This is a genomic window from Muriicola sp., from assembly GCF_049669965.1.
GTDB lineage: Bacteria > Bacteroidota > Bacteroidia > Flavobacteriales > Flavobacteriaceae > Muriicola.
On record NZ_JBATLB010000259.1, the window covers coordinates 1 to 19,491 of the forward strand.

At 41.5% G+C, this 19,491-nt stretch carries 20 protein-coding genes; 13 read left to right on the top strand and 7 right to left on the bottom strand.

What is annotated here, in order from left to right; genetic code table 11:
* A partial coding sequence (locus WBM49_RS12880; protein WP_424372457.1) for a GNAT family N-acetyltransferase occupies positions 1–392 on the bottom strand: 392 nt, incomplete at its 3' end.
* A 74-nt stretch (positions 393–466) separates the two neighbouring features.
* Between WBM49_RS12880 and WBM49_RS12885 the strand changes: the two genes are divergently transcribed.
* The 3 genes from WBM49_RS12885 to bioD are packed head-to-tail and all read left to right on the top strand — an operon-like array spanning position 467 to position 2,639.
* Positions 467–1,642: an aminotransferase class I/II-fold pyridoxal phosphate-dependent enzyme gene (locus WBM49_RS12885; protein ID WP_424372458.1), complete on the top strand. Its 1,176-nt coding sequence runs from the start codon at positions 467–469 to the stop codon at positions 1,640–1,642.
* Positions 1,635–2,018, top strand: coding sequence for a DUF2007 domain-containing protein (locus WBM49_RS12890; RefSeq protein ID WP_424372459.1), 384 nt, complete (start codon positions 1,635–1,637; stop codon positions 2,016–2,018). Before WBM49_RS12885 ends, WBM49_RS12890 begins: the two co-directional genes overlap by 8 nt.
* Positions 2,019–2,021: 3 nt before the next feature.
* Positions 2,022–2,639: a dethiobiotin synthase gene (bioD, locus tag WBM49_RS12895; RefSeq protein WP_424372460.1), complete on the top strand. Its 618-nt coding sequence runs from the start codon at positions 2,022–2,024 to the stop codon at positions 2,637–2,639.
* Here bioD and WBM49_RS12900 read toward each other — a convergent pair.
* The gene (locus tag WBM49_RS12900; RefSeq protein ID WP_424372461.1) at positions 2,625–4,115 is read right to left on the bottom strand and encodes an ArnT family glycosyltransferase; all 1,491 of its coding nucleotides are present in this window, start codon (positions 4,113–4,115) and stop codon (positions 2,625–2,627) included. The two genes, bioD and WBM49_RS12900, sit on opposite strands and share 15 nt — an antisense overlap.
* Positions 4,116–4,179: 64 nt before the next feature.
* Here WBM49_RS12900 and bioA point away from each other — a divergent pair, with 64 nt between their 5' ends.
* From bioA to WBM49_RS12920, 4 genes are all read left to right on the top strand, one after another.
* A complete protein-coding gene (bioA, locus tag WBM49_RS12905) occupies positions 4,180–5,451 on the top strand; it encodes an adenosylmethionine--8-amino-7-oxononanoate transaminase (protein ID WP_424372462.1) in 1,272 nt (423 codons plus the stop codon).
* Between the two features lie 98 nt (positions 5,452–5,549).
* On the top strand, positions 5,550–6,710 hold the full coding sequence (locus WBM49_RS12910; protein WP_424372463.1) for a beta-ketoacyl synthase N-terminal-like domain-containing protein: 1,161 nt from the start codon (positions 5,550–5,552) through the stop codon (positions 6,708–6,710).
* 81 nt (positions 6,711–6,791) lie between these two features.
* Complete coding sequence (bioB, locus tag WBM49_RS12915; RefSeq protein ID WP_424372464.1) at positions 6,792–7,883, top strand: biotin synthase BioB; 1,092 nt, start codon at positions 6,792–6,794, stop codon at positions 7,881–7,883.
* 88 nt (positions 7,884–7,971) lie between these two features.
* On the top strand, positions 7,972–8,838 hold the full coding sequence (locus WBM49_RS12920) for a cupin-like domain-containing protein (RefSeq protein WP_424372465.1): 867 nt from the start codon (positions 7,972–7,974) through the stop codon (positions 8,836–8,838).
* A gap of 9 nt (positions 8,839–8,847) precedes the next feature.
* On the opposite strand, the gene WBM49_RS12925 is transcribed toward WBM49_RS12920, so the two are convergent.
* The 3 genes from WBM49_RS12925 to WBM49_RS12935 all read right to left on the bottom strand — a co-directional run bounded on the left by WBM49_RS12925 (position 8,848) and on the right by WBM49_RS12935 (position 11,465).
* Entirely contained in the window at positions 8,848–9,213 is a 366-nt protein-coding gene (locus WBM49_RS12925; RefSeq protein WP_424372466.1) for a regulatory protein RecX, read from the bottom strand.
* A gap of 165 nt (positions 9,214–9,378) precedes the next feature.
* The gene (locus WBM49_RS12930; protein ID WP_424372467.1) at positions 9,379–10,926 is read right to left on the bottom strand and encodes an Rne/Rng family ribonuclease; all 1,548 of its coding nucleotides are present in this window, start codon (positions 10,924–10,926) and stop codon (positions 9,379–9,381) included.
* A 248-nt stretch (positions 10,927–11,174) separates the two neighbouring features.
* Positions 11,175–11,465: an HU family DNA-binding protein gene (locus WBM49_RS12935; protein WP_297762527.1), complete on the bottom strand. Its 291-nt coding sequence runs from the start codon at positions 11,463–11,465 to the stop codon at positions 11,175–11,177.
* Positions 11,466–11,587: 122 nt separating this feature from the next.
* Here WBM49_RS12935 and mutY point away from each other — a divergent pair, with 122 nt between their 5' ends.
* From mutY to WBM49_RS12960, 5 genes are read left to right on the top strand one after another with little or no spacing between them, the layout of a single operon-like run.
* Positions 11,588–12,649, top strand: a complete 1,062-nt coding sequence (gene mutY, locus WBM49_RS12940) for an A/G-specific adenine glycosylase (protein WP_424372468.1) — start codon at positions 11,588–11,590, stop codon at positions 12,647–12,649.
* Positions 12,646–13,116 carry a single-stranded DNA-binding protein gene (locus WBM49_RS12945; protein ID WP_424372469.1) on the top strand — a complete coding sequence of 157 codons (471 nt, stop codon included), beginning with the start codon at positions 12,646–12,648 and terminating at the stop codon, positions 13,114–13,116. The genes mutY and WBM49_RS12945 overlap by 4 nt, the downstream gene beginning before the upstream one ends.
* A 51-nt stretch (positions 13,117–13,167) precedes the next feature.
* Complete coding sequence (locus WBM49_RS12950; RefSeq protein WP_424372495.1) at positions 13,168–14,469, top strand: gliding motility-associated protein GldE; 1,302 nt, start codon at positions 13,168–13,170, stop codon at positions 14,467–14,469.
* Complete coding sequence (gene gldD / locus WBM49_RS12955) at positions 14,459–15,013, top strand: gliding motility lipoprotein GldD (protein ID WP_424372470.1); 555 nt, start codon at positions 14,459–14,461, stop codon at positions 15,011–15,013. The genes WBM49_RS12950 and gldD overlap by 11 nt, the downstream gene beginning before the upstream one ends.
* A gap of 26 nt (positions 15,014–15,039) precedes the next feature.
* Entirely contained in the window at positions 15,040–15,975 is a 936-nt protein-coding gene (locus tag WBM49_RS12960) for a pyridoxal-phosphate dependent enzyme (RefSeq protein WP_424372471.1), read from the top strand.
* Here WBM49_RS12960 and WBM49_RS12965 read toward each other — a convergent pair.
* The gene (locus WBM49_RS12965) at positions 15,972–16,397 is read right to left on the bottom strand and encodes a hypothetical protein (protein ID WP_424372472.1); all 426 of its coding nucleotides are present in this window, start codon (positions 16,395–16,397) and stop codon (positions 15,972–15,974) included. The genes WBM49_RS12960 and WBM49_RS12965 overlap by 4 nt on opposite strands.
* A gap of 88 nt (positions 16,398–16,485) precedes the next feature.
* On the opposite strand from WBM49_RS12965, the gene WBM49_RS12970 reads away from it, so the two are divergent.
* A complete protein-coding gene (locus WBM49_RS12970; protein ID WP_424372473.1) occupies positions 16,486–17,376 on the top strand; it encodes a DMT family transporter in 891 nt (296 codons plus the stop codon).
* Positions 17,377–17,409: 33 nt separating this feature from the next.
* On the opposite strand, the gene WBM49_RS12975 is transcribed toward WBM49_RS12970, so the two are convergent.
* Entirely contained in the window at positions 17,410–19,488 is a 2,079-nt protein-coding gene (locus tag WBM49_RS12975) for a M16 family metallopeptidase (protein WP_424372474.1), read from the bottom strand.
* Positions 19,489–19,491 lie beyond the last annotated feature (3 nt).

Here is a 19,491-nt window from a genome sequence, read left to right on the forward strand (position 1 = left end):
AGAGATCTCTTCATGGTCTTGTATAATCCTCTGAATATCCCTTTTCCTCTGTATGCCTTATCAATACAAACCTGCCCCATGACCAAATAAGATTGCTCTGTTGGCACCACCTCCCCGATTTGTTCAAACATGGATAAGAGTACCGGAATCTCCCTGGAAAAATCGGGATGCATACATAGCGCATACCCAATGACCCGCCCTTTGTCCTTGGCGATGATATGAGGACAAATCGCGTTCATTTTGGACAAGAGGTCTAAGGTGTGAGACACGGTCACAAAACCTTCCTTTTCAATCTCTTTTTCCGTAAGATTAGTAGCAAGGTTCTGCTCCTGAAGCGCTAGTATTTCTGCCAGTTCTTCTTGCCGACTCACACGGGTAAATTCAATTGCCATCCTAAACGGAAATTTATGTTGCTGTTTGTAAAAAGGAAGATAGCATTTATTGATGTAAATGCTACTTTTGTGGCATGACAAGGCTGCCAAGAAAATTAACTCAAAAACTACAGGAACGAAGTGAGCGGAATGCACTTCGTGAATTACAGTCTAATTCAAAGAAGGTAGATTTTGTATCGAATGACTATCTGGGGATGGCTACAAACGAGGCAGACTTTCACAAGGCATATAAACTGTTAAACGAACGGAATATACTGCAAAACGGGTCTACCGGTTCCAGGTTACTATCGGGCAATAGTCACTTGTATGAGGAAACCGAACAACAACTGGCAGCCCATTACAACGCAGAATCGGCTCTGATATTTAATTCGGGTTACGACGCCAATCTTGGCTTTTTTTCGGCAGTACCTCAACGTACCGATGTCGTGGTCTTTGACGAATACATCCATGCCAGTATGCGCGATGGGATCCGAATGGGAACCGCTAAAAGCCTGAAATTTAAACACAATGACTTCGATGATTTGGGAGTCATCCTTAAAAAGATCAGGGGTGATGCAGAGCCATCATCCATTTGTTATGTAGTTACAGAATCTGTCTTTTCTATGGACGGAGATAGTCCGGATCTGCCCAATCTCATTTCATTGTGCAGGGAGTATCAATGTAAACTGATCCTCGATGAGGCTCATGCCATCCGCGGAATAAATAAGGCCATAGACGATCTTGGAATTACAGGATTTGATGATGAGGTTTTGTTTGCGCGGATAGTTACTTTCGGTAAAGCCATGGGAGTACAGGGATCGGCTATACTGGGGAGTGCCCCCTTAAAGTCCTATCTCTTAAATTTCGCAAGGAGTTTTATTTATACCACAGCCTTACCGCCCATGACGGTGGCCTCTATCCTTACAGTAATCCAAGACGCTACATCGGCAGAATTCAAGCAACAAAAAGAAAGCTTAAAAGAAAATATCATGATCTTTACCCGGCAAGTCAGGAATTTAGAATTGAATAACAACTTTATCCCCAGTGCTTCTGCCATTCATTGCTGCGTTATTCCAGGGAATACCAGCGTAAAGAAGATAGCAGATGTTTTGCAAAAGAACGGATTTGATGTTAGACCTATTCTGTCGCCTACCGTGCCTGAGGGGCAAGAACGCCTCCGGTTTTGCCTTCACTCTTATAACACCCACAATGAAATCTTGGAAGTATTGAGTATCTTGGCTACTGCAATGAAAAAGGAGTTACATGACTGACAAATTCTATACTTTGGGCGCCTTTGAGTTTCCTGCAGATGTTCAGGTCATCAAAGGCCGACTAGAATCTGAAGGGATCTACGTTTACCTGCGCGATGAGAACTTTCTAAATATGGATCCTCTGGCTAGTCAGGCTATAGGGGGCGTAAAACTACAGGTATATACCAAAGATAAAGAGAAGGCTATCGCTATCTATGACGAATTCAGGAGATATGCCATAGATGATGAAGGAAACCCCGTTACCTGTCCCAATTGTAAGGCTCAGCGTTCAGAGGTCTATTACACCCGAAAAGGGATCTTTAACAAACTCTTTCCCTTTTTCGAAAAGACAAAATATAAATGTCTGAACTGTCAGATGATCACCCAACCATCCTGATCCATGAAACGTATTTTTGTAACAGGAATCTCTACTGAAGTTGGGAAGACCATGGCCTCTGCCATGATAGTGGAAGCCCTGGAAGCAGATTATTGGAAGCCAATACAGGCAGGCGACCTGGAGCACACAGACAGCCATAAGATCGCAGAACTCATTAGCAATAAAAGAACCGTGATCCACAAGAACAGCTACGCTCTAAATACACCTATGAGTCCACATGCTGCAGCTAATATAGATGGTATAAGCATTCAATTAAAGAACATAAGGGAACCAGAAACCAACAATCATCTGGTCATTGAAGGAGCAGGTGGTCTGCTAGTTCCTCTCAATGAAAAGAATACCATTCTGGATCTGATTAAACCAAATTATAAGGTGGTAGTGGTCTCCCGGCATTACCTGGGAAGTATTAACCATTCGCTGCTAACCATTGGTTGGCTGCAAGACAAAGGGTATGAGGTGTCTGTTTTATTCAGCGGGGATAAACACCCTAGCACAGAAGAGATTATTTTGTCTAAAACAGGGATACAGTCTATTGGTCGAATTGAAGAAGAGCAAAAATTTGACAGAGCCCTTATAAGAAAATACGCAAGCCAATTCAAAGAGAATCTATTGGCCCTCTAGTCTTGTAAAAATCTCGGCCCTGCCTACGATTCCTTCTAAACTATAGTGATCAGTTAAATAGGCCCTTACATAGGCATCTTCTGCTATATATTCCTTATCGAAAACGGATTTATCTTTTCTGGTGATCACTGTTTTTGGGCGAATACTATCCATGAGAAATACCAATTCGGCCATAGAAGTTTTCCTTGGATTATCGAAATATGGGAACAGATCGGCCCTGCAAATATTACTCGGATGAGTAGCTGCCTTGGTCGGAGGGGACGCATCCAGCAACCAATACCCAATATGATATTCAAAAAAAAGGACCTCTTTAGAGTTTAATCCATTTGTCAAAATAGAATTGGGCACGCTAATTCCTTCTCCGTTGAAGTAGGTGCCATGCGTCACTTTGTTTTTAATAATGGCATAGTACTCCTTATAGGATTCTGCCGGGATCAAAAAGGCCAGTACCAGGATAATAGGATAATATTTTGATTTGAAAACTATGGCATTGGTAAGGGCAATGCCTATAAGCACTAACAAGATGGGATAGAGTTGCATAAGGTAATGTCCGTTTACTTTGCCACTTTTCAAAAAGGAAAATACCACTCCCGCACTTACTGTTACCAGCAATACAATAGCAGGCTCCCTGAAGTTGAGCCATTTTTTCTTCCAGCTTACGACAGCGGCTGCAAGGAGTACAACACATAAGGGGAGTACTTTAAATATAGAACTTTGAAGGGTTTTTGCGTAGGCCAACGGCGCCAGGATCACAGAATCTATCCAAACAGAGAATACTTCGTCCAGCGCATAGGGCAGGGCGGTCAGGACTACGATCAATACAATTCCTGATCCAAGGATCATCATCTTGAACAGTCCTTGAAGCAGATTTTTATTTCGGTAACCGCTGACCATAAAAAATAAGACGATACCAAGAACAGCATAGGCAAGATTTAGCTTCATCATCAAAGAAATACCCAGGGATATGCCTGCGAAAAAAAACCATTTCTTTTGATTGTATTTGATGAGTATATAAAGGGCGGGCATAAAAAAAAGCATGCTCAGGTGCTCAGACATCACCCCCTGTAAACTGCCAAAAAGGCTAAGTAAATACACACAGCCAATGGCTGCCCAGAACCCTACCAAAGTAGATTTCACTTCTTTCCCTATTTTATAGGTAAAGAAGGCGATGATTGCTACTGCCAGGGCTCCCACAAGCCGGATAGCGATAAAACTTTTACCAAATATGTAAATTATCAGAGCGAAGAATAGATAAACAAGCGGAGGTTTCAGATCCCATAATTGGGTGTATGGCAAGTGCCCATCAATCCATGATTGAGCCATCAGAATAAAAGTACTCTCATCTCTGTCTACATAATCTCTGAAAAAAAAGGGGAGGCGAAGCAGTACGGATATAAGTGTTAACCATAGAAAAACCTTGCGATCATTCAATTTTTCATAGGTAGGAGTAAGAGATGTTATAACTTTGCTTAGCATGTTCCTAGGGAATTTCCCCTATACTGCAAGATAGATAAATAGATGTTTCCCTAAAATAGTGGTCTTGAAGAAACTTTCGGAAAGAGATAAAAAGTATTTGTGGCATCCTTTAACACAACATAAGCTGCACCCAACCATGCTGGGCATCCAAAGGGCAACTGGTGCAATCTTGGTTGATGAGGATGAAAAAGAATACATAGATGGGATTGCCTCCTGGTATACGGCTATGTATGGGCATTGCAACCCACAAATCACTCAGCGTGTGGCACAACAAATGCTACAACTAGATCAGGTGGTTTTTAGCGGATTCACCCATGAACCCGCCATTGCGCTTTCGGAGGCCCTAATGGAGATCTTACCTTATAATCAGGCAAAGTTGTTCTTTTCAGATAACGGGTCGACCGCCACCGAGATAGGCATCAAAATGGCCCTGCAGTATTTTTATAATAAAGGAGAAAAGCGAACTGTGATGCTCGCTTTTGAAGAAGGGTTTCACGGAGATACTTTTGGAGCCATGTCGGTTTCCGGACTCTCTTCCTACAACGGACCTTTTGAACAACACTTCATTGCAGTAGAAAGGATCCCTGTACCTACTTCAGAAAGTATCGAAGAGATTTTAGAAACGCTCGCAGAAAGGCTAAAAAAGGAGGACGTTGCCGGATTTATTTACGAACCCCTTGTGCAAGGGGCCGCTGGCATGAAAATGCACCATGCAGAACATCTTTGCAGAATCGTTAGAGTGTTGAAATTACACGGCATCATCACCATTGCAGATGAGGTTATGACCGGTTTTGGGAAGACGGGAACAAATTTTGCTTCAGATCAGATAACGGTAAAACCAGATATACTATGTCTTTCCAAAGCACTAACTGCCGGTCTCTTACCTATGGCTATTACCAGCTGTACCCAAAAGATTTATGATGCATTTTACAAGGATGAGATTGTCAAGGGTTTTTTTCATGGACATACCTATACCGCAAATCCCTTAGCATGCACTGCTGCGTTGGCGGCTATAGAGCTTTTGCGATCTTCGGAAATTCAGTCACATATTCAAAGAATCATAGAGAACCATCAAGAATTTGATCAACTAGTAAAAGATCATCCCAAAGTAGCAAGTACCAGGCAGCTGGGTATTATCTATGCCTTAGATCTAAAAACTCAAACAGCAAGGTATGGTAGTTTAAGAGACCAGTTGTTTGCCCACTTCATGGAGCAGGGTGTTTTCTTAAGGCCGTTGGGGAACACTATCTATATATTGCCACCTTATGTTGTTTCAGATGCCCAATTACAAAAGGTCTATGCTGCTATATTGAGTGCTTTGGACATTGTGCCATAGATTGCGTTGACTTCTTGTATCATCCCGGAAAGGATTTACATAGTTGATAGGCGGAAAGAAGATTAGAACAAGTATTTTTGTCCCAAAATCTTATTTTCTTGATCAATCCCATATCCATAGTTTCAATCCACTCTCTTTCCGCACTGGGGGAGGGCAGTGAGGAGGTTTGGCAATCGTATTCCACCAATAGCCATGCGTTAAAGGAAGTTGTTTTTAAAGGCGAAGCCGCCTGGGTAGCTCCTGTATCAGAAAAGAATCAAAAATTAATTAATATCCTGCGACAAGAGAATCAGGACTACAGGAAATTGGATGATACGGTCCTCTTTGCTATGTTAAGCGCTAGGAAGGCCATAGCTCTGGCGGGATGGGAAAACCAAAAAGATATTGGCGTAAATATAGGTTCCTCCCGAGGTGCCACCGGATTATTTGAAAAATATCATCAGGAGTTTCTGACAGAAGGCAGGACCGTACCTTTGGCATCCCCTACTACCACGCTTGGGAATATTTCTTCCTGGGTGGCTCATGACCTGCAAACTACAGGTCCTGAGATCTCACACTCCATAACTTGCTCAACAGCTTTGCACGCAATGCTAAACGGTATTGCCTGGATCCAAAGTGGCATGGCTGCGAAATTCCTGGTAGGAGGTAGTGAGGCCCCGCTCACCGATTTTACAATTGCTCAGATGAAGGCCCTGAAGATCTATTCACAGGAGAAAGAGGACTATCCTTCAAAAGCCCTCGATCTAACCAAGACAAGGAATAGCATGGTCTTGGGAGAAGGTGCCGTGATGGCATGTTTGGAACAAGGCATTTCAAAAAGAAGCACGGCTGTAATTGAAGGTATTGGCTTTGCAACCGAAATATTGGAGCATTCCGTATCTATCTCAACAGAGGCTAGTTGTTTTCAACGATCAATGAAAATGGCTTTAGGGGATATTCCCCCGGGATCTGTAGATGCAATTGTAATGCACGCTCCGGGGACACTACAGGGAGATCTGTCAGAATTCAAGGCGGTGCAAAAGGTCTTTGGTTCGGAATTACCTCTCTTAACCACTAACAAATGGAAAACAGGGCATACCCTGGGTGCGTCCGGACTTTTGAGCCTGGAAATGGCGCTATTGATGTTGCAACATCAGGTTTTTATTCCCTTGCCCTATAACAATCCAAAAGCGGAAAGTAAAAAGCTGCACAGGATTCTTGTAAATGCCGTTGGATTTGGCGGTAATGCGGTTAGTATTTTATTAAAACACCCGAACTAAGGGATTTGACATATATTAATGACCTATTATTGTCACTATTTCAAAGGATTCTCTATTTTTGAACAGGCCTAAATTAGCTGTATGAACGAAGAAAGACACAATTGGACCAAAGCGGAAATACTCGATATATATAATCTTCCCATGATGGAGCTCCTCTATAAGTCGGCTACCATTCACAGAAAACATCACGATCCTAACAAGGTTCAGGTATCTACACTATTGTCTATTAAGACAGGCGGATGTCCGGAAGACTGCGGATATTGTCCTCAGGCTGCCCGTTACCATACCGATATTGAAGGGAATGACTTAATGACCGTATCTCATGTAAAAGCACAGGCATTGAGAGCAAAGGCCTCCGGAAGTTCCAGGGTTTGTATGGGTGCTGCCTGGCGCAATGTAAAGGACGGACCAGAATTTGATCAGGTATTGGAAATGGTTCGTACCATCAATAAGTTAGATATGGAGGTATGTTGCACCCTTGGAATGCTTACCGAGAACCAGGCGCAACGCTTGGCGGAAGCCGGACTTTATGCCTATAACCACAATTTGGACACTTCCGAGGATTATTATAAGGACGTTATTTCAACCAGGGCCTTCCAGGATCGTCTGGAGACCATAGATAATGTAAGAAAGAGCAATGTAACCGTGTGCAGTGGTGGCATCATTGGCATGGGTGAAAAGCTAGAGGACAGAGCGGGGATGTTAGTGGCACTCGCCACTTTAGATCCTCAGCCAGAGTCGGTTCCCATCAATGCCTTAGTGGCTGTAGAAGGAACCCCCATGGAAGATATGGAGCCCATTCCTATTTGGGACATGATAAGAATGGTCGCAACCACCAGGATCGTGATGCCAAAGACCCAGGTAAGGCTTTCAGCCGGTCGTACAGAGATGAGCAGGGAAGGACAGGCTATGTGTTTCTTTGCCGGGGCAAATTCTATTTTTGCAGGCGACAAACTATTGACTACCCCTAATCCGGATGTGAATGAAGATATGGAGATGTTCAGGCTATTAGGACTGCAACCGCAAAAGGCGTTCGAAAAAATGCCACAACCCAAGACACTGGAAGAAGAAGAGTCTCAATTTAAGGCAATTGGCGAGCGTCCAAAATGGTCCAGACCAGGTCATACTATTGAACGGAATGAATTGGCAAAACAAAAAGCCAAGTCTTCATAAGCCTTTATTGGCATCGTTCTTGAACTACATTTTTGTATCGGATAATTTCGATTTTTTACCTTTGGGAAGCTGACAAAATGCGAACGTATTGAAATTAATTGAGATACCCAGAATTACGACCCTTACCAAAGATCAGTTCTTGAAGGACTATTTGAGGCCGCAAAAACCTGTGGTGATCGAAAGGCATATTGAGGACTGGCCGGCGTATTCCAAATGGAATTTTGAGTATATAAAGGAAATAGCCGGAGAGAAAATTGTGCCTCTGTACGATGACAGGCCTGTGGATCACAAAGAGGGTTTTAATCAGCCGCATGCCACTATGAAGATGAAAGATTATATAGATCTTTTGTTAAAAGAGCCTACCAAATACAGGATCTTTCTTTGGAACGTGATGAAAGAAGTGCCTGAACTTCAGAAGGACTTTAACTTTCCTGATTTTGGCGTTCCCATTATGAAAGGTCTTCCGATGCTTTTTTTTGGAGGAACAGACTCACATACCTTTATGCACTACGACATTGATCTGGCTAATATCTTCCATTTCCATTTTGCCGGGAAGAAGGAATGTATTCTTTTCCCTCAAAGCGAGAACAATTACCTTTATAAGATACCTCATTCACTTATTACGCATGAGTCGATTGATTTTTCTCGCCCGGATTATGATAAATGGCCTGCACTGAAATTCGCAGTAGGTTATAAAACACAGCTAAATCATGGAGAGGTGCTCTATATGCCCGAGGGTTATTGGCACTATATGAAGTATATAACTCCCGGTTTTTCAATGAGCCTTAGATCTGTAGCAAGGAATCCCCTGCATTTAAGCAAAGCTCTTTACAATGTTTTGATCATGCGAAATCTGGATAACGGAATGAGGCGTATTGGAGGAAAGCAATGGTTAGAGTGGAAGAATCAAAAGGCTATAGAACGCACCAAGAAGGCCATTAAATCATTGGCATAAAACAATTAATTAGTTATTGGGAATTAAGTGAATAACTTGCTCGTATACCAAAGAACTTTCCCAGCCCCGGTACAAAAGATAGTCAGCCAGTTTTCTTTTTTGCACTTCTTTTTCTTTTCCTTGTAGTTGCCCAAGTTTTTTTTTGGCCAGAGATTCAAGAGAACTGAGGTACGTAGAATCATCTAATTCCTTTAGGGCGATCTTAATATTGATAGGGGAGATATTTCTCTTGCGCAGTTCCTGGGTTATTCGGATACGCCCCCAATGTTTGTGATTGAATTTACCACGGGCATAATTCCGTGCAAATCGTTCTTCATTGAGATAGTCTAGTTGGATAAGGTGCCCCATGATATGATCTATAGCATCGGGGATCATATGCATATGTTTTAATTTCATCAATACCTCCTGGTGACACCTGTCTTGATAGGCGCAAAAATATTCAAGTTTTCTTTTCGCTTCTTCTAGGGTATATGAGGGAGTCGCAGGCATGGCTCAAAGGTACTAAAACAAAAAAAGCGACTTCTTACGAAGCCGCTTTTTTTAGCCTATGTCTTTACCGTCCTTGTCAATAAAATGGTATTCAAGATATGTATATGCATCTCTTGGCTGGATCTTTATCCACTTCTTATGTTCCAAAAACCATTTGGAACGGATTGATGGAAATCCTTTTGTTAGATACGCTGCAATAAATGGATGAGTGTTTATCACTATTCCTTTATCCTTAGCGGTATTTTTCAAAATATGTTCAAGATCATCATTGATCTTTTCAATCAGCACAATTGGAGCTTCTACCTCCTGATCACTACCACTGGGGTTTTCCTCTGTGGTTTTGATATTGACTTCGGGCCTAACACGTTGTCTGGTTATTTGAACCAATCCAAATTTGCTAGGGGGTAATATCTTATGCTTGGCCCTATCGTCTTTCATCTCATTTCTAAGATGATCGAACAGTTTTTTTCTATGATCAGATTTTACCATATCGATAAAGTCGATGACGATAATTCCTCCCATATCTCGCAGACGTAATTGTCTTGCAATTTCTTCTGCTGCCAGCATATTCACCTCAAGGGCCGTATCTTCCTGGTTATTGGCCTTATTAGATCGGTTACCGCTATTTACATCAATAACGTGCAACGCCTCTGTGTGTTCAATAACCAAATAGGCTCCTTTACTCATAGACGCCGTGCGTCCAAATGAGGTTTTGATCTGTCTTTCTATCCCAAATTTTTCAAAAATCGGGACGGTTGAACTGTACAACTTTACTATGGATTCTTTCTCTGGTGCAATCTCATGCACGTAATCCTTCAGTTGGGTATAAAGCGTTTCATCATCCACATGGATACCGGTAAAGGAGTCATTAAAAACATCTCTTAAGATTGAAGAGGCTCTATTGACCTCTACCAATACTTTGGATGGAGTGGGTGCTTTATACAATTTCTTACACATTGCTGTCCATTTGTTCAGCAAGTTTTGAAGATCTTTATCCAGTTCTGCTACTTTTTTGCCTTCTGCAACGGTTCTAATAATAACTCCAAATCCTTTTGGCTTAATGCTTTTAACAAGCCTTTTAAGACGATCCTTTTCCTCGTTGCTTTCTATTTTTTGAGAAACAGAAACGCGGTCCGAGAAAGGGACCATTACCAAATACCTGCCCGCAATAGAAAGTTCTGAACTTATCCGGGGTCCTTTGGTGGAAATGGGTTCTTTTACAATTTGAACCAGAAGTGATTGATTTGCTTTTACCACATTTGTTATGGTACCATGCTTATCAATATCTTTTTCTAATGGAAAATTTTTAAGGGAATAATCTCTGAGTTTCCCCATACTTACTCTTTTAACAAACTTCAACATGGACGACAATTGCGGTCCAAGATCATGATAATGCAAAAATGCATCTTTCTCATACCCTACATTAACAAAGGCTGCATTTAGCCCCGTTACAGGTTTCCGAATCTTGGCGATAAGAATATCACCAACATTGAAATTATGATCATTTTCATCTTTGTGAAGTTCAATGAGCTTTCCATCTTTTAATAAGGCAAAATCGACGGCAACGGAATTGGATCTTACGATTAATTCTCTATTCACCTGAATCAATTTTTATTCCGCTTATAACGGAATGGATTAAACATTAGTTGTTACAGGTTGTATAAACCCGTCGAAATCCTTTTTAGAATTTCTATGTCAATGAACGTATTAAAACGAAAAAGTAGTTACTTAAACTACTTCTTCTTGTGGCGGTTGGCTCTTCTGCGCTTTTTTCGCTTGTGTGTGGCCACCTTGTGTCTTTTTCTTTTCTTACCACTCGGCATAAAACTCTGCTTTTATTTCGGTTATTATTTAACTTCTACATTACTTTTTACTCCTTCAACAAAAACCTTTGCTGGTTTAAATGCCGGAATGTTGTGAGCAGGTATTTTGATCGTCGTATTTTTCGAAATATTCCTACCTGTTTTTTCTGCTCTCGTTTTAATGATAAAACTCCCAAAACCTCTTAGGTACACATTATCACCATTTTCGAGCGATGTTTTTACCTCCTCCATAAATGTTTCTACAGTGGCTTGTACATCACCTTTTTCTATTCCCAATTTTTCTGAGATCTTAGATACGATATCTGCTTTCGTCATGCTTGTATTTACTTATTCTGTTATTTTTTCAGGCTTGCAAATATATAAATATTATTCATTCTTTTGTCCTAAAGAACTAATTTTAAGTCTTTAAATGCCTTACTTTTACTCACATTCTTAGTATGAGTACTTTTTCCAAAACAATCCTCCACTGGTATTCTAGAAATAAAAGGCCACTTCCTTGGCGAAATACGCGGGATCCTTATAAGATCTGGTTGTCTGAGATTATCCTACAGCAAACTAGGGTTGCGCAAGGCCTGCCTTACTATCATCGCTTTATTGAAAACTACCCCAAAGTACACCAATTGGCAGCTGCAAGTGAATCGGAAGTACTAAAGCTCTGGCAAGGCCTGGGCTACTACTCCCGGGCAAGGAACCTACATTTTACGGCAAAGACTATCACTGCTAATTATGACGGCCAATTTCCGGATTCGTATAAAGAACTTCTAAAATTAAAGGGGGTTGGAGATTATACCGCCAGCGCCATTTCCTCTATCTGTTTTAACGAGGCAAGGCCGGTAGTAGACGGGAATGTTTATAGAGTATTGGCAAGGTATTTTGGTGTAGATCTGCCTATTAATAGTTCAGAGGGAATACGCTATTTTAAAAAATTGGCTGTCGAAGTAATGGATGCAACTTCCATAGCCGACTACAACCAGGCGATCATGGAATTTGGGGCACTTCAATGTACTCCTCAACGACCAGTTTGTGATCAATGTCCATTAAATACCGGGTGTATGGCCTTGCAGCAAGCAAAAATTGCTATGCTACCGGTTAAGCTCAAAAAGAACAAGGTTACAATCAGATACTTTAATTATCTCGTTTTTATAGACCAACAGGGGTATACGAAACTCAACAAACGAACGGGCAAAGGAATTTGGCAACATTTGTACGAATTTCCGCTGATCGAAACCGATTCCCTGCAGGAAGAAGCCAAAATTTATGGGGATGTATCGTCTATGGCAGGCAAGATAAAAGATTTTGTCTTGTGGAAAGAAGATCCTGTGATCCATAAATTATCACATCAGCACCTAATCACCAGGTTTTGGATCGTGGAATTACAGGAGGATTTAAGGGGCGGAATTTCGCTCGAGAGCCTGCCTCAATATCCTGTACCAGTATTGCTGGCAGAATTCCTAGAAACATTTAAAAATTCGTACTTTTGGCCTAAATCTATATCATGAGTGGAACATTGAATAAAGTGATGCTGATAGGGCATCTGGGAGATGAAGTAAAACTTCATTATTTTGAAGGAGGAAATTGCATTGGAAGATTCCCAATAGCTACTAATGAAACCTATACGAATAAACAAACAGGTGAAAAAGTTACCTCCACAGAATGGCACAATATTGTAGTTCGCAATAAAGCGGCCGAGATCTGTGAAAAATATCTGAACAAAGGAGATAAGATCTATGTTGAAGGACGGCTAAAGACCAGACAATGGCAAGGGGAAGACGGTGTTACCAAATACACCACAGAAATTCATGTGCAAGACTTTACCTTTCTGACTACCAAACAGGAAAATATGAACAGTGAGCCGCAAGCTTCGGCCAGGAAGACTGCTGCTACCCCTAAAACCTCCAATGCTGAAAGACCAAAGCCACAAAGTTCTATGGCAACTTCCGAGCAGGACGACGATTTGCCTTTTTGATCTTATTAACTAACTGAACTGCGCGTGGATCCGGATTCCTTTCAATTATTAATGGGTTTTGCTGATTACGACAGCCTCATAGTAATTAAGATCATTGTATTATTCGCCCTGTTGGCATGCTCAGCGCTTGTCTCTGGTGCAGAAATTGCATTTTTTAGTCTTTCCATTACAGAACTTAAAGAGATACAAGAGGGAAACACTTCTAAGGGAAGTATCGTAGTGAAACTACTGGAGCGTCCAAAAAAATTACTGGCCACCATTCTTATAGCCAATAATGCTGTTAACATTGGTATCGTACTTCTTTTTAGTGATATAGGGGATACTTTATTTGCCTCCATTACTTATGAGATCATGGGGGTACTTTCCATACGGTTTTTACTGGAAGTAGTGGTTGCAACCTTTCTAATTCTGATGTTTGGGGAGATACTTCCCAAGATCTATGCAAATAGAAACAAGCGTCAATTCTCCCATTTTATGGCGTATCCGCTTAAAGTTCTGGACATCTTACTCTCCCCCCTCAGTACTCCGATGCGCTCAATCACCATTTATTTGTACAATAAGTTTGGTAAACAAAAGACAAATCTCAGTGTAGATCATTTATCCCAGGCACTAGAGCTTACTTCCGATGGGGATACCACTAAGGAGGAACAGAAAATATTAGAAGGGATCGTTTCTTTTGGCAACACAGATACCAAACAGGTTATGCGGCCTCGGATAGATATTTTTGCCTTACAGGAAGTTATGAAATTTCCGGAGGTTCTCGAAGAGATAAAGAAACATGGCTATTCTCGTATCCCCGTATTTTCGGATCATATAGATAAAGTGGTAGGGGTACTCTATGTAAAGGACCTGCTACCGTACATAGACAGAAAGAATTTTAATTGGATCAGCCTTATACGTGAACCTTATTTTGTGCCCGAGAACAAGAAACTAGACGATTTGCTCCTCGAATTTCAGGAGAAAAAGAATCACCTTGCTGTGGTAGTAGATGAATATGGAGGAACTTCCGGGATAGTGACCCTGGAAGACATTATTGAAGAGATCGTAGGGGATATTAGTGACGAATTTGATGATGAAGATCTGATCTTTTCAAAATTGGATGACTACAACTATGTGTTTGATGGGAAAACTGCCCTGAAAGACTTTTACAGGGTTGCGAAGATCGAGAACGAATCCGATTTTGAATATCAAAAAGGTGAATCCGAAACTATTGCAGGTTTTGTGCTGGAAATTGCAGGCAATTTCCCTAAAAGAGGCGAAAAGATCATATTTAAGAATTACCAGTTTGTGGTTGAGAGCCTTGACAGAAAACGATTAAAACAGATCAAAATTACCTTACCTCATGAGGTCTAAGCTTTTATTTATCGGAATTTTCTCTTTTTTGTTCCTTGTTGGGTGCAAAGATGAGGTACTACCCAAGCCTAAGGCTCAACTCCGCCTGGAATACCCCAAAGGTGAGACTAGCCAGGTCCAAACAGACGATTACAGTTTTCAATACAATAGTCTCGCCAAGGTCAAGGATCTTAGACAGTCTTCCTTTACCCTGGATTACCCCTCTCTGAAAGGGGCCATTTATCTTACCTATAAACCGGTACAAAATAATTTAAAAGACTTACTTTCTGATGCTCAAAAACTTTCATACGAGCATGTGATAAAGGCAGATAACATCGTGGAGCAGAAATTTATAAATGAAGATGCACGGGTGTTTGGTATGTTCTATGAGGTGAAAGGTAATGCGGCATCACAAGCACAATTCTATGTAACAGACAGCACATCACATTTTTTAACCGGCTCTCTGTATTTTTATGCAAAGCCCAATTACGATTCTATTTACCCTGCAGCCGCTTACCTTCAGAATGACGTTCGCAAGATTCTGGAAACCCTAAGTTGGCACTAACAGGAAAAGAAAACAAACCTTTCGCTATGAACAGGACACAACTTCTGGCTTGTCATGATCTCATTAAGCCATATATACATAAGACAGCTGTTTTAACCTCAAGGCTTATAAATGCGGCCATAGGCGCGGAGGTCTTTTTTAAGTGTGAGAATTTCCAGCGAATGGGAGCATATAAAATGCGGGGTGCTACCCATGCTATATTAAAACTCACTCCCGAAGCAAGAGAAAAAGGAGTCGTAACGCATTCCTCAGGTAATTTTGCTCAGGCTTTGTCACTCTCTGCTCAGATGTTAGGTGTAAAAGCCCATATTGTAATGCCTACTACCGCTCCTGAAGTAAAAAAAATTGGGGTACAAGAATATGGAGGGTCAATTTATATATGTGAACCCACCCTCGAGGCAAGAAACACCATGGCCAGGGAAATTCAGGAAAAGACCGGCGCTACATTTCTTCACCCTTCTAATGACCTCGATGTGATCCTGGGACAAGGTACCGCTGCCCTGGAACTTCTGGAAGAGTATCCCGATTTGAATGCCATATTTGTGCCCGTAGGTGGGGGCGGATTAATTGCCGGCACGGCTTTTGCAGCCGCCGCTATGGGAGGCAATTGCAGGGTCATAGGTACAGAACCTTTTGAAGTGGATGATGCCTACAGGTCCTTACAAAGTGGCAAGATAGAATCGAATCTAACCACCAATACCATTGCCGATGGTTTAAAAACCCAATTAGGGAGTAATACCCTCCCCGTTATTCTGGAATATGTAAATACCATCATCAGGGTTGAAGAAGAAGAGATCATAGCCGCAATGCGCTTGATCTGGGAAAGGATGAAGATCATTGTGGAGCCTTCCAGTGCGGTAGCCTTGGCCGGACTTTACAGGGAACGCTCTAAATTTAAAGATCAGAAGGTTGGAATTATTATTTCAGGAGGTAATGTAGATCTGGGAAACCTTCCTTTTTAGTTCTCAGCCAACATCCTTTCGGCATTGGCAATACTGTTGTTGATTTGTTCTTTAAGCTCATTTACTTTAACCTCCTCTTCCAGTAACCATTCTTTTTTCTCTGCAGTGAGCTCCTTCCCATTCATTATTTCCTCATGGTCAAAGCGTTCCCCAAAACCCTTCATCCAATCCATCATAGAGGTATGTGCACCTTGAAGATCGCGCATGGCTTTCTGGTATTCTTTGCCCATTTCGGTAGAATCTACTTTTGGTTTTAGATCGCCAATAAGACGGCTTATGGTTCCCATTTTAGGCATTACTTCATCATGTACCGCCATTACCTCTTCCATTTTAGAAGATGTTGGGTCTTTTTTTGGATCTGTTTTGCAAGAAAACATGAGTATAATAAGAGACAGGAAGATCGCAGTTGATTTTATCGACATGATTCAGGAATTTACTTATACAAAAATACAAAAGGGAGCACTAAGTAATTCAGTAAAAAGTATCATTTTTGCCGAATATTAATGCAATATGGGAGATGTGAACCGAAAGTGGTTGTACTTAGTGATCCTTTCGATTATTTGGGGAACATCCTACATATTGATCAAAAAAGGGCTGGAAGGCTTTACTCCAATTCAATTGGGATCCATTAGAATAGTAATTACCACCTTCTTCCTTTTTCTGGTAGGGTTCAGATCTATCAGGAATATTTCCAGGCAAGAATGGTTTTGGGTCGCACTCTCCGGATTATTTGGGAGTTTTATTCCTGTCTTCCTCTTTTCATATGCAGAAACAGAAATTGATAGTAGCATAGCTTCCATTCTAAACTCCCTGGTTCCACTTTTTACCATTCTTATTGGTTTTCTTGCCTTTAAGATCAGTTTTACCAAAAACCAGGTAATTGGCGTATTAACGGGTCTTGCAGGGGCAATTCTCCTTATTTATATCGGTTCAGATATTAATCCGAATCAAAATTATTGGTATGCAGGACTGGTTGTACTGGCAACCGTATTATATGCATGTAATGCCAATATCATTAAAAGCAAGTTGCAGGAGGTGTCTCCTATGGGTATTGCGGTGGGGAATTTTGCCTTTATGGTAATCCCTGCGCTGATCTTGTTGTTTTCTTCCGGGGCATTTAGTGCACCCGTAAGGGAAGGAACCTATTTTATGAGTTCCCTGGGCTACGTATTTATACTGAGTATTTTGGGTACCTGTGTGGCTAAGGTGATGTTCAATAAACTGATACAGATCTCATCTCCTGTTTTTTCAGTATCGGTCACCTATTTGATCCCTGTGGTAGGGATATTATGGGGCCTTCTGGACGGTGAGCGATTTAGCCTGTGGCAGGTAGGAGCGGCTGCAATTATTTTGCTTGGAGTGTACCTTGTGAACAAAAAAAGAAGCGTACCTCAGAGTTGAGATACGCTTCATAAAAAATTATTGGATGATAATTTATTCGAAATCGACGTCAGTAACCGCTACATTGATCACGGCTTCAGCTAATTTGAATTCTACCATCTGAGGACCTAATTGACTCATTCTAACAGATGGGAACTTTATTCCCTCTACTTCAGTATAGTCTTTAAGCAAGGCTTCCTGGGACTGAGATTGTCCTCCCATAGTGGTTACAGAAGCTTCCTTAACTTTAAGTCCGGTCTCTATATCATAGAAATAAGTGGCCTGTATAACGGCTCCGGGAACCTCAATTTTAATGGCCTCTTTGCCATCTACCATTTCAGTACCCGCAACCTTCGCTGCAGGATTGGCAGCAATACGCTGCTCTACAAAAATACCCAGTGATTGCAACATGTCTTTTTGCATGTCCGGAGGAAGCGGTACATTGTTGGTACCTTGCTTGGCAAACAACTCGTCTCCTTTGGCAATAACTCCGCCCATGGCAGCTCCGTTCATATAGGTTATCTGTGCAAATTTATCCGGAGTCCGCTTTTCTTCTAACTTAATAGTAGCACCCATTGCGGTTCCTTCATACACCAATTTAAGAGATGTAATATCATCTACCTTGTCTTTTCCGCCAATAGCTTCAAAATATTTATCAACTATAGATTGCACCGTTACCCCTTCCGGTATGGCGGCCTCATAATTCGGTTTTTCAGCATCCTTGGCATATTTGTCATAGTACTTAACAGGAACGGTCTTCCCATTAAATGAAACTTTTTCCAAATTTTCCAAGACTTCACTTCCTTTTCCGGCCACTACCACACGGGCGTTATCAACAGAAAAATATTTTTGGGAGGCTGCTTGTACATCTTCAATGGAAATGGCATTGATCCTTTCCAAATAGGTCTTGTAAAAGTCCTTGGGCAGTCCTTCTGTTTCAATGTTCAGAGCATAACGGGCTATGGTAGAAGGCCTTTCGAGCGCTAACACAAAGTTACCCACGTATTTTGCCTTAGTGTTCTTCAATTCCTTTTCAGAAACAGGCTCTTTAGCGATCCTGTCAATTTCAGAGAGTAATTCTACTACAGAACTGTCAGTAACAACGTTACGAACACTGGCCGAAGCACTAAACCTGGATGGAGCATATTTATCATTCCCAATACGAGAATAAGAACCATAGGTATAGCCTTTATCTTCACGGAGATTAAGAAAGAGTCTTGCTTCTCCACCTCCACCAAGGATCTGATTGGCCACCAGGGCAGGTAAGTAATCTTCATCCTTCATTTGAAGGTTGACAAGATTCTGAACGGTGATCTCTGACTGCACCGCATTTGGCACATCCACAAAATTTATTTGGGTATACTGGGCATCAGTTGGTTTAGAGAAGGTAAATGATGGTGGCGAAGCCTTGGTCCAGGGTGTAAACTCTTTGGTGACCAATTCCTTTACCTGATCAAAGGAAACATCTCCTATGATCACTAAATAGGAATTCGCCGGTACAAAGTAATTGCTATAGAACTGTTGTACATCCAACAGGCTAACATTGTTTACGGTCTCCTCTGTGGTAAATTCTCCATAGGGATGATTAACACCATAGGCAAGGGCTCTTTGCACCCTTCCTGCAATAGCAGCGACATCTTTTTCCTCAGTTTTAAGTCCGGTAATAAGCTTGTCTTTTTCCTTATCGAATTCCTCCTGTGTGAAATTAGGATTAATGGCCGCATCTGCCATTAATTCAAGGATCCTTGGAAAGTATTTCGACAAGGAACTGGCGAAAGCACTTTGAGAACCAAAACTAATATTTGCTCCTAAAAAGTCAACTTCCTCATTGAATTCGTCTTTTGGGATGGTCTTAGATCCGTTACCGAGGAGGCTTCCGGTTAAACTGGAAACCCCTGCTTTATCCCCTTCTAATATGGGAGGATTATCAAGGGTGAGTTGAATGGACACACGAGGTAATTTGTGATTTTCAACCACAAGCACCTTTAGGCCATTATTTAGTTCAAATCGCTGAGGATCTTGCAAATTGATCTCAGGTGAAGGTCCGGGCTCCGGCATTTTAGACCGGTCTATCTGCGCCTGAACTGCGAAGGCCATAAAGGCCAGTAATACTGTACAATATATTTTTTTCATCTT

Bases quoted from the DNA above. Each gene is read 5' to 3' on its own strand.
- WBM49_RS12885 (WP_424372458.1), top strand. From the start codon at position 467: ATGACAAGGCTGCCAAGAAAATTAACTCAAAAACTACAGGAACGAAGT.
- WBM49_RS12890 (WP_424372459.1), top strand. From the start codon at position 1,635: ATGACTGACAAATTCTATACTTTGGGCGCCTTTGAGTTTCCTGCAGAT.
- bioD (WP_424372460.1), top strand. From the start codon at position 2,022: ATGAAACGTATTTTTGTAACAGGAATCTCTACTGAAGTTGGGAAGACC.
- WBM49_RS12900 (WP_424372461.1), bottom strand. From the start codon at position 4,115: ATGCTAAGCAAAGTTATAACATCTCTTACTCCTACCTATGAAAAATTG.
- bioB (WP_424372464.1), top strand. From the start codon at position 6,792: ATGAACGAAGAAAGACACAATTGGACCAAAGCGGAAATACTCGATATA.
- WBM49_RS12925 (WP_424372466.1), bottom strand. From the start codon at position 9,213: ATGATCCCCGATGCTATAGATCATATCATGGGGCACCTTATCCAACTA.
- WBM49_RS12935 (WP_297762527.1), bottom strand. From the start codon at position 11,465: ATGACGAAAGCAGATATCGTATCTAAGATCTCAGAAAAATTGGGAATA.
- mutY (WP_424372468.1), top strand. From the start codon at position 11,588: ATGAGTACTTTTTCCAAAACAATCCTCCACTGGTATTCTAGAAATAAA.
- WBM49_RS12945 (WP_424372469.1), top strand. From the start codon at position 12,646: ATGAGTGGAACATTGAATAAAGTGATGCTGATAGGGCATCTGGGAGAT.
- WBM49_RS12950 (WP_424372495.1), top strand. From the start codon at position 13,168: ATGGGTTTTGCTGATTACGACAGCCTCATAGTAATTAAGATCATTGTA.
- gldD (WP_424372470.1), top strand. From the start codon at position 14,459: ATGAGGTCTAAGCTTTTATTTATCGGAATTTTCTCTTTTTTGTTCCTT.
- WBM49_RS12960 (WP_424372471.1), top strand. From the start codon at position 15,040: ATGAACAGGACACAACTTCTGGCTTGTCATGATCTCATTAAGCCATAT.
- WBM49_RS12965 (WP_424372472.1), bottom strand. From the start codon at position 16,397: ATGTCGATAAAATCAACTGCGATCTTCCTGTCTCTTATTATACTCATG.
- WBM49_RS12970 (WP_424372473.1), top strand. From the start codon at position 16,486: ATGGGAGATGTGAACCGAAAGTGGTTGTACTTAGTGATCCTTTCGATT.
- WBM49_RS12975 (WP_424372474.1), bottom strand. From the start codon at position 19,488: ATGAAAAAAATATATTGTACAGTATTACTGGCCTTTATGGCCTTCGCA.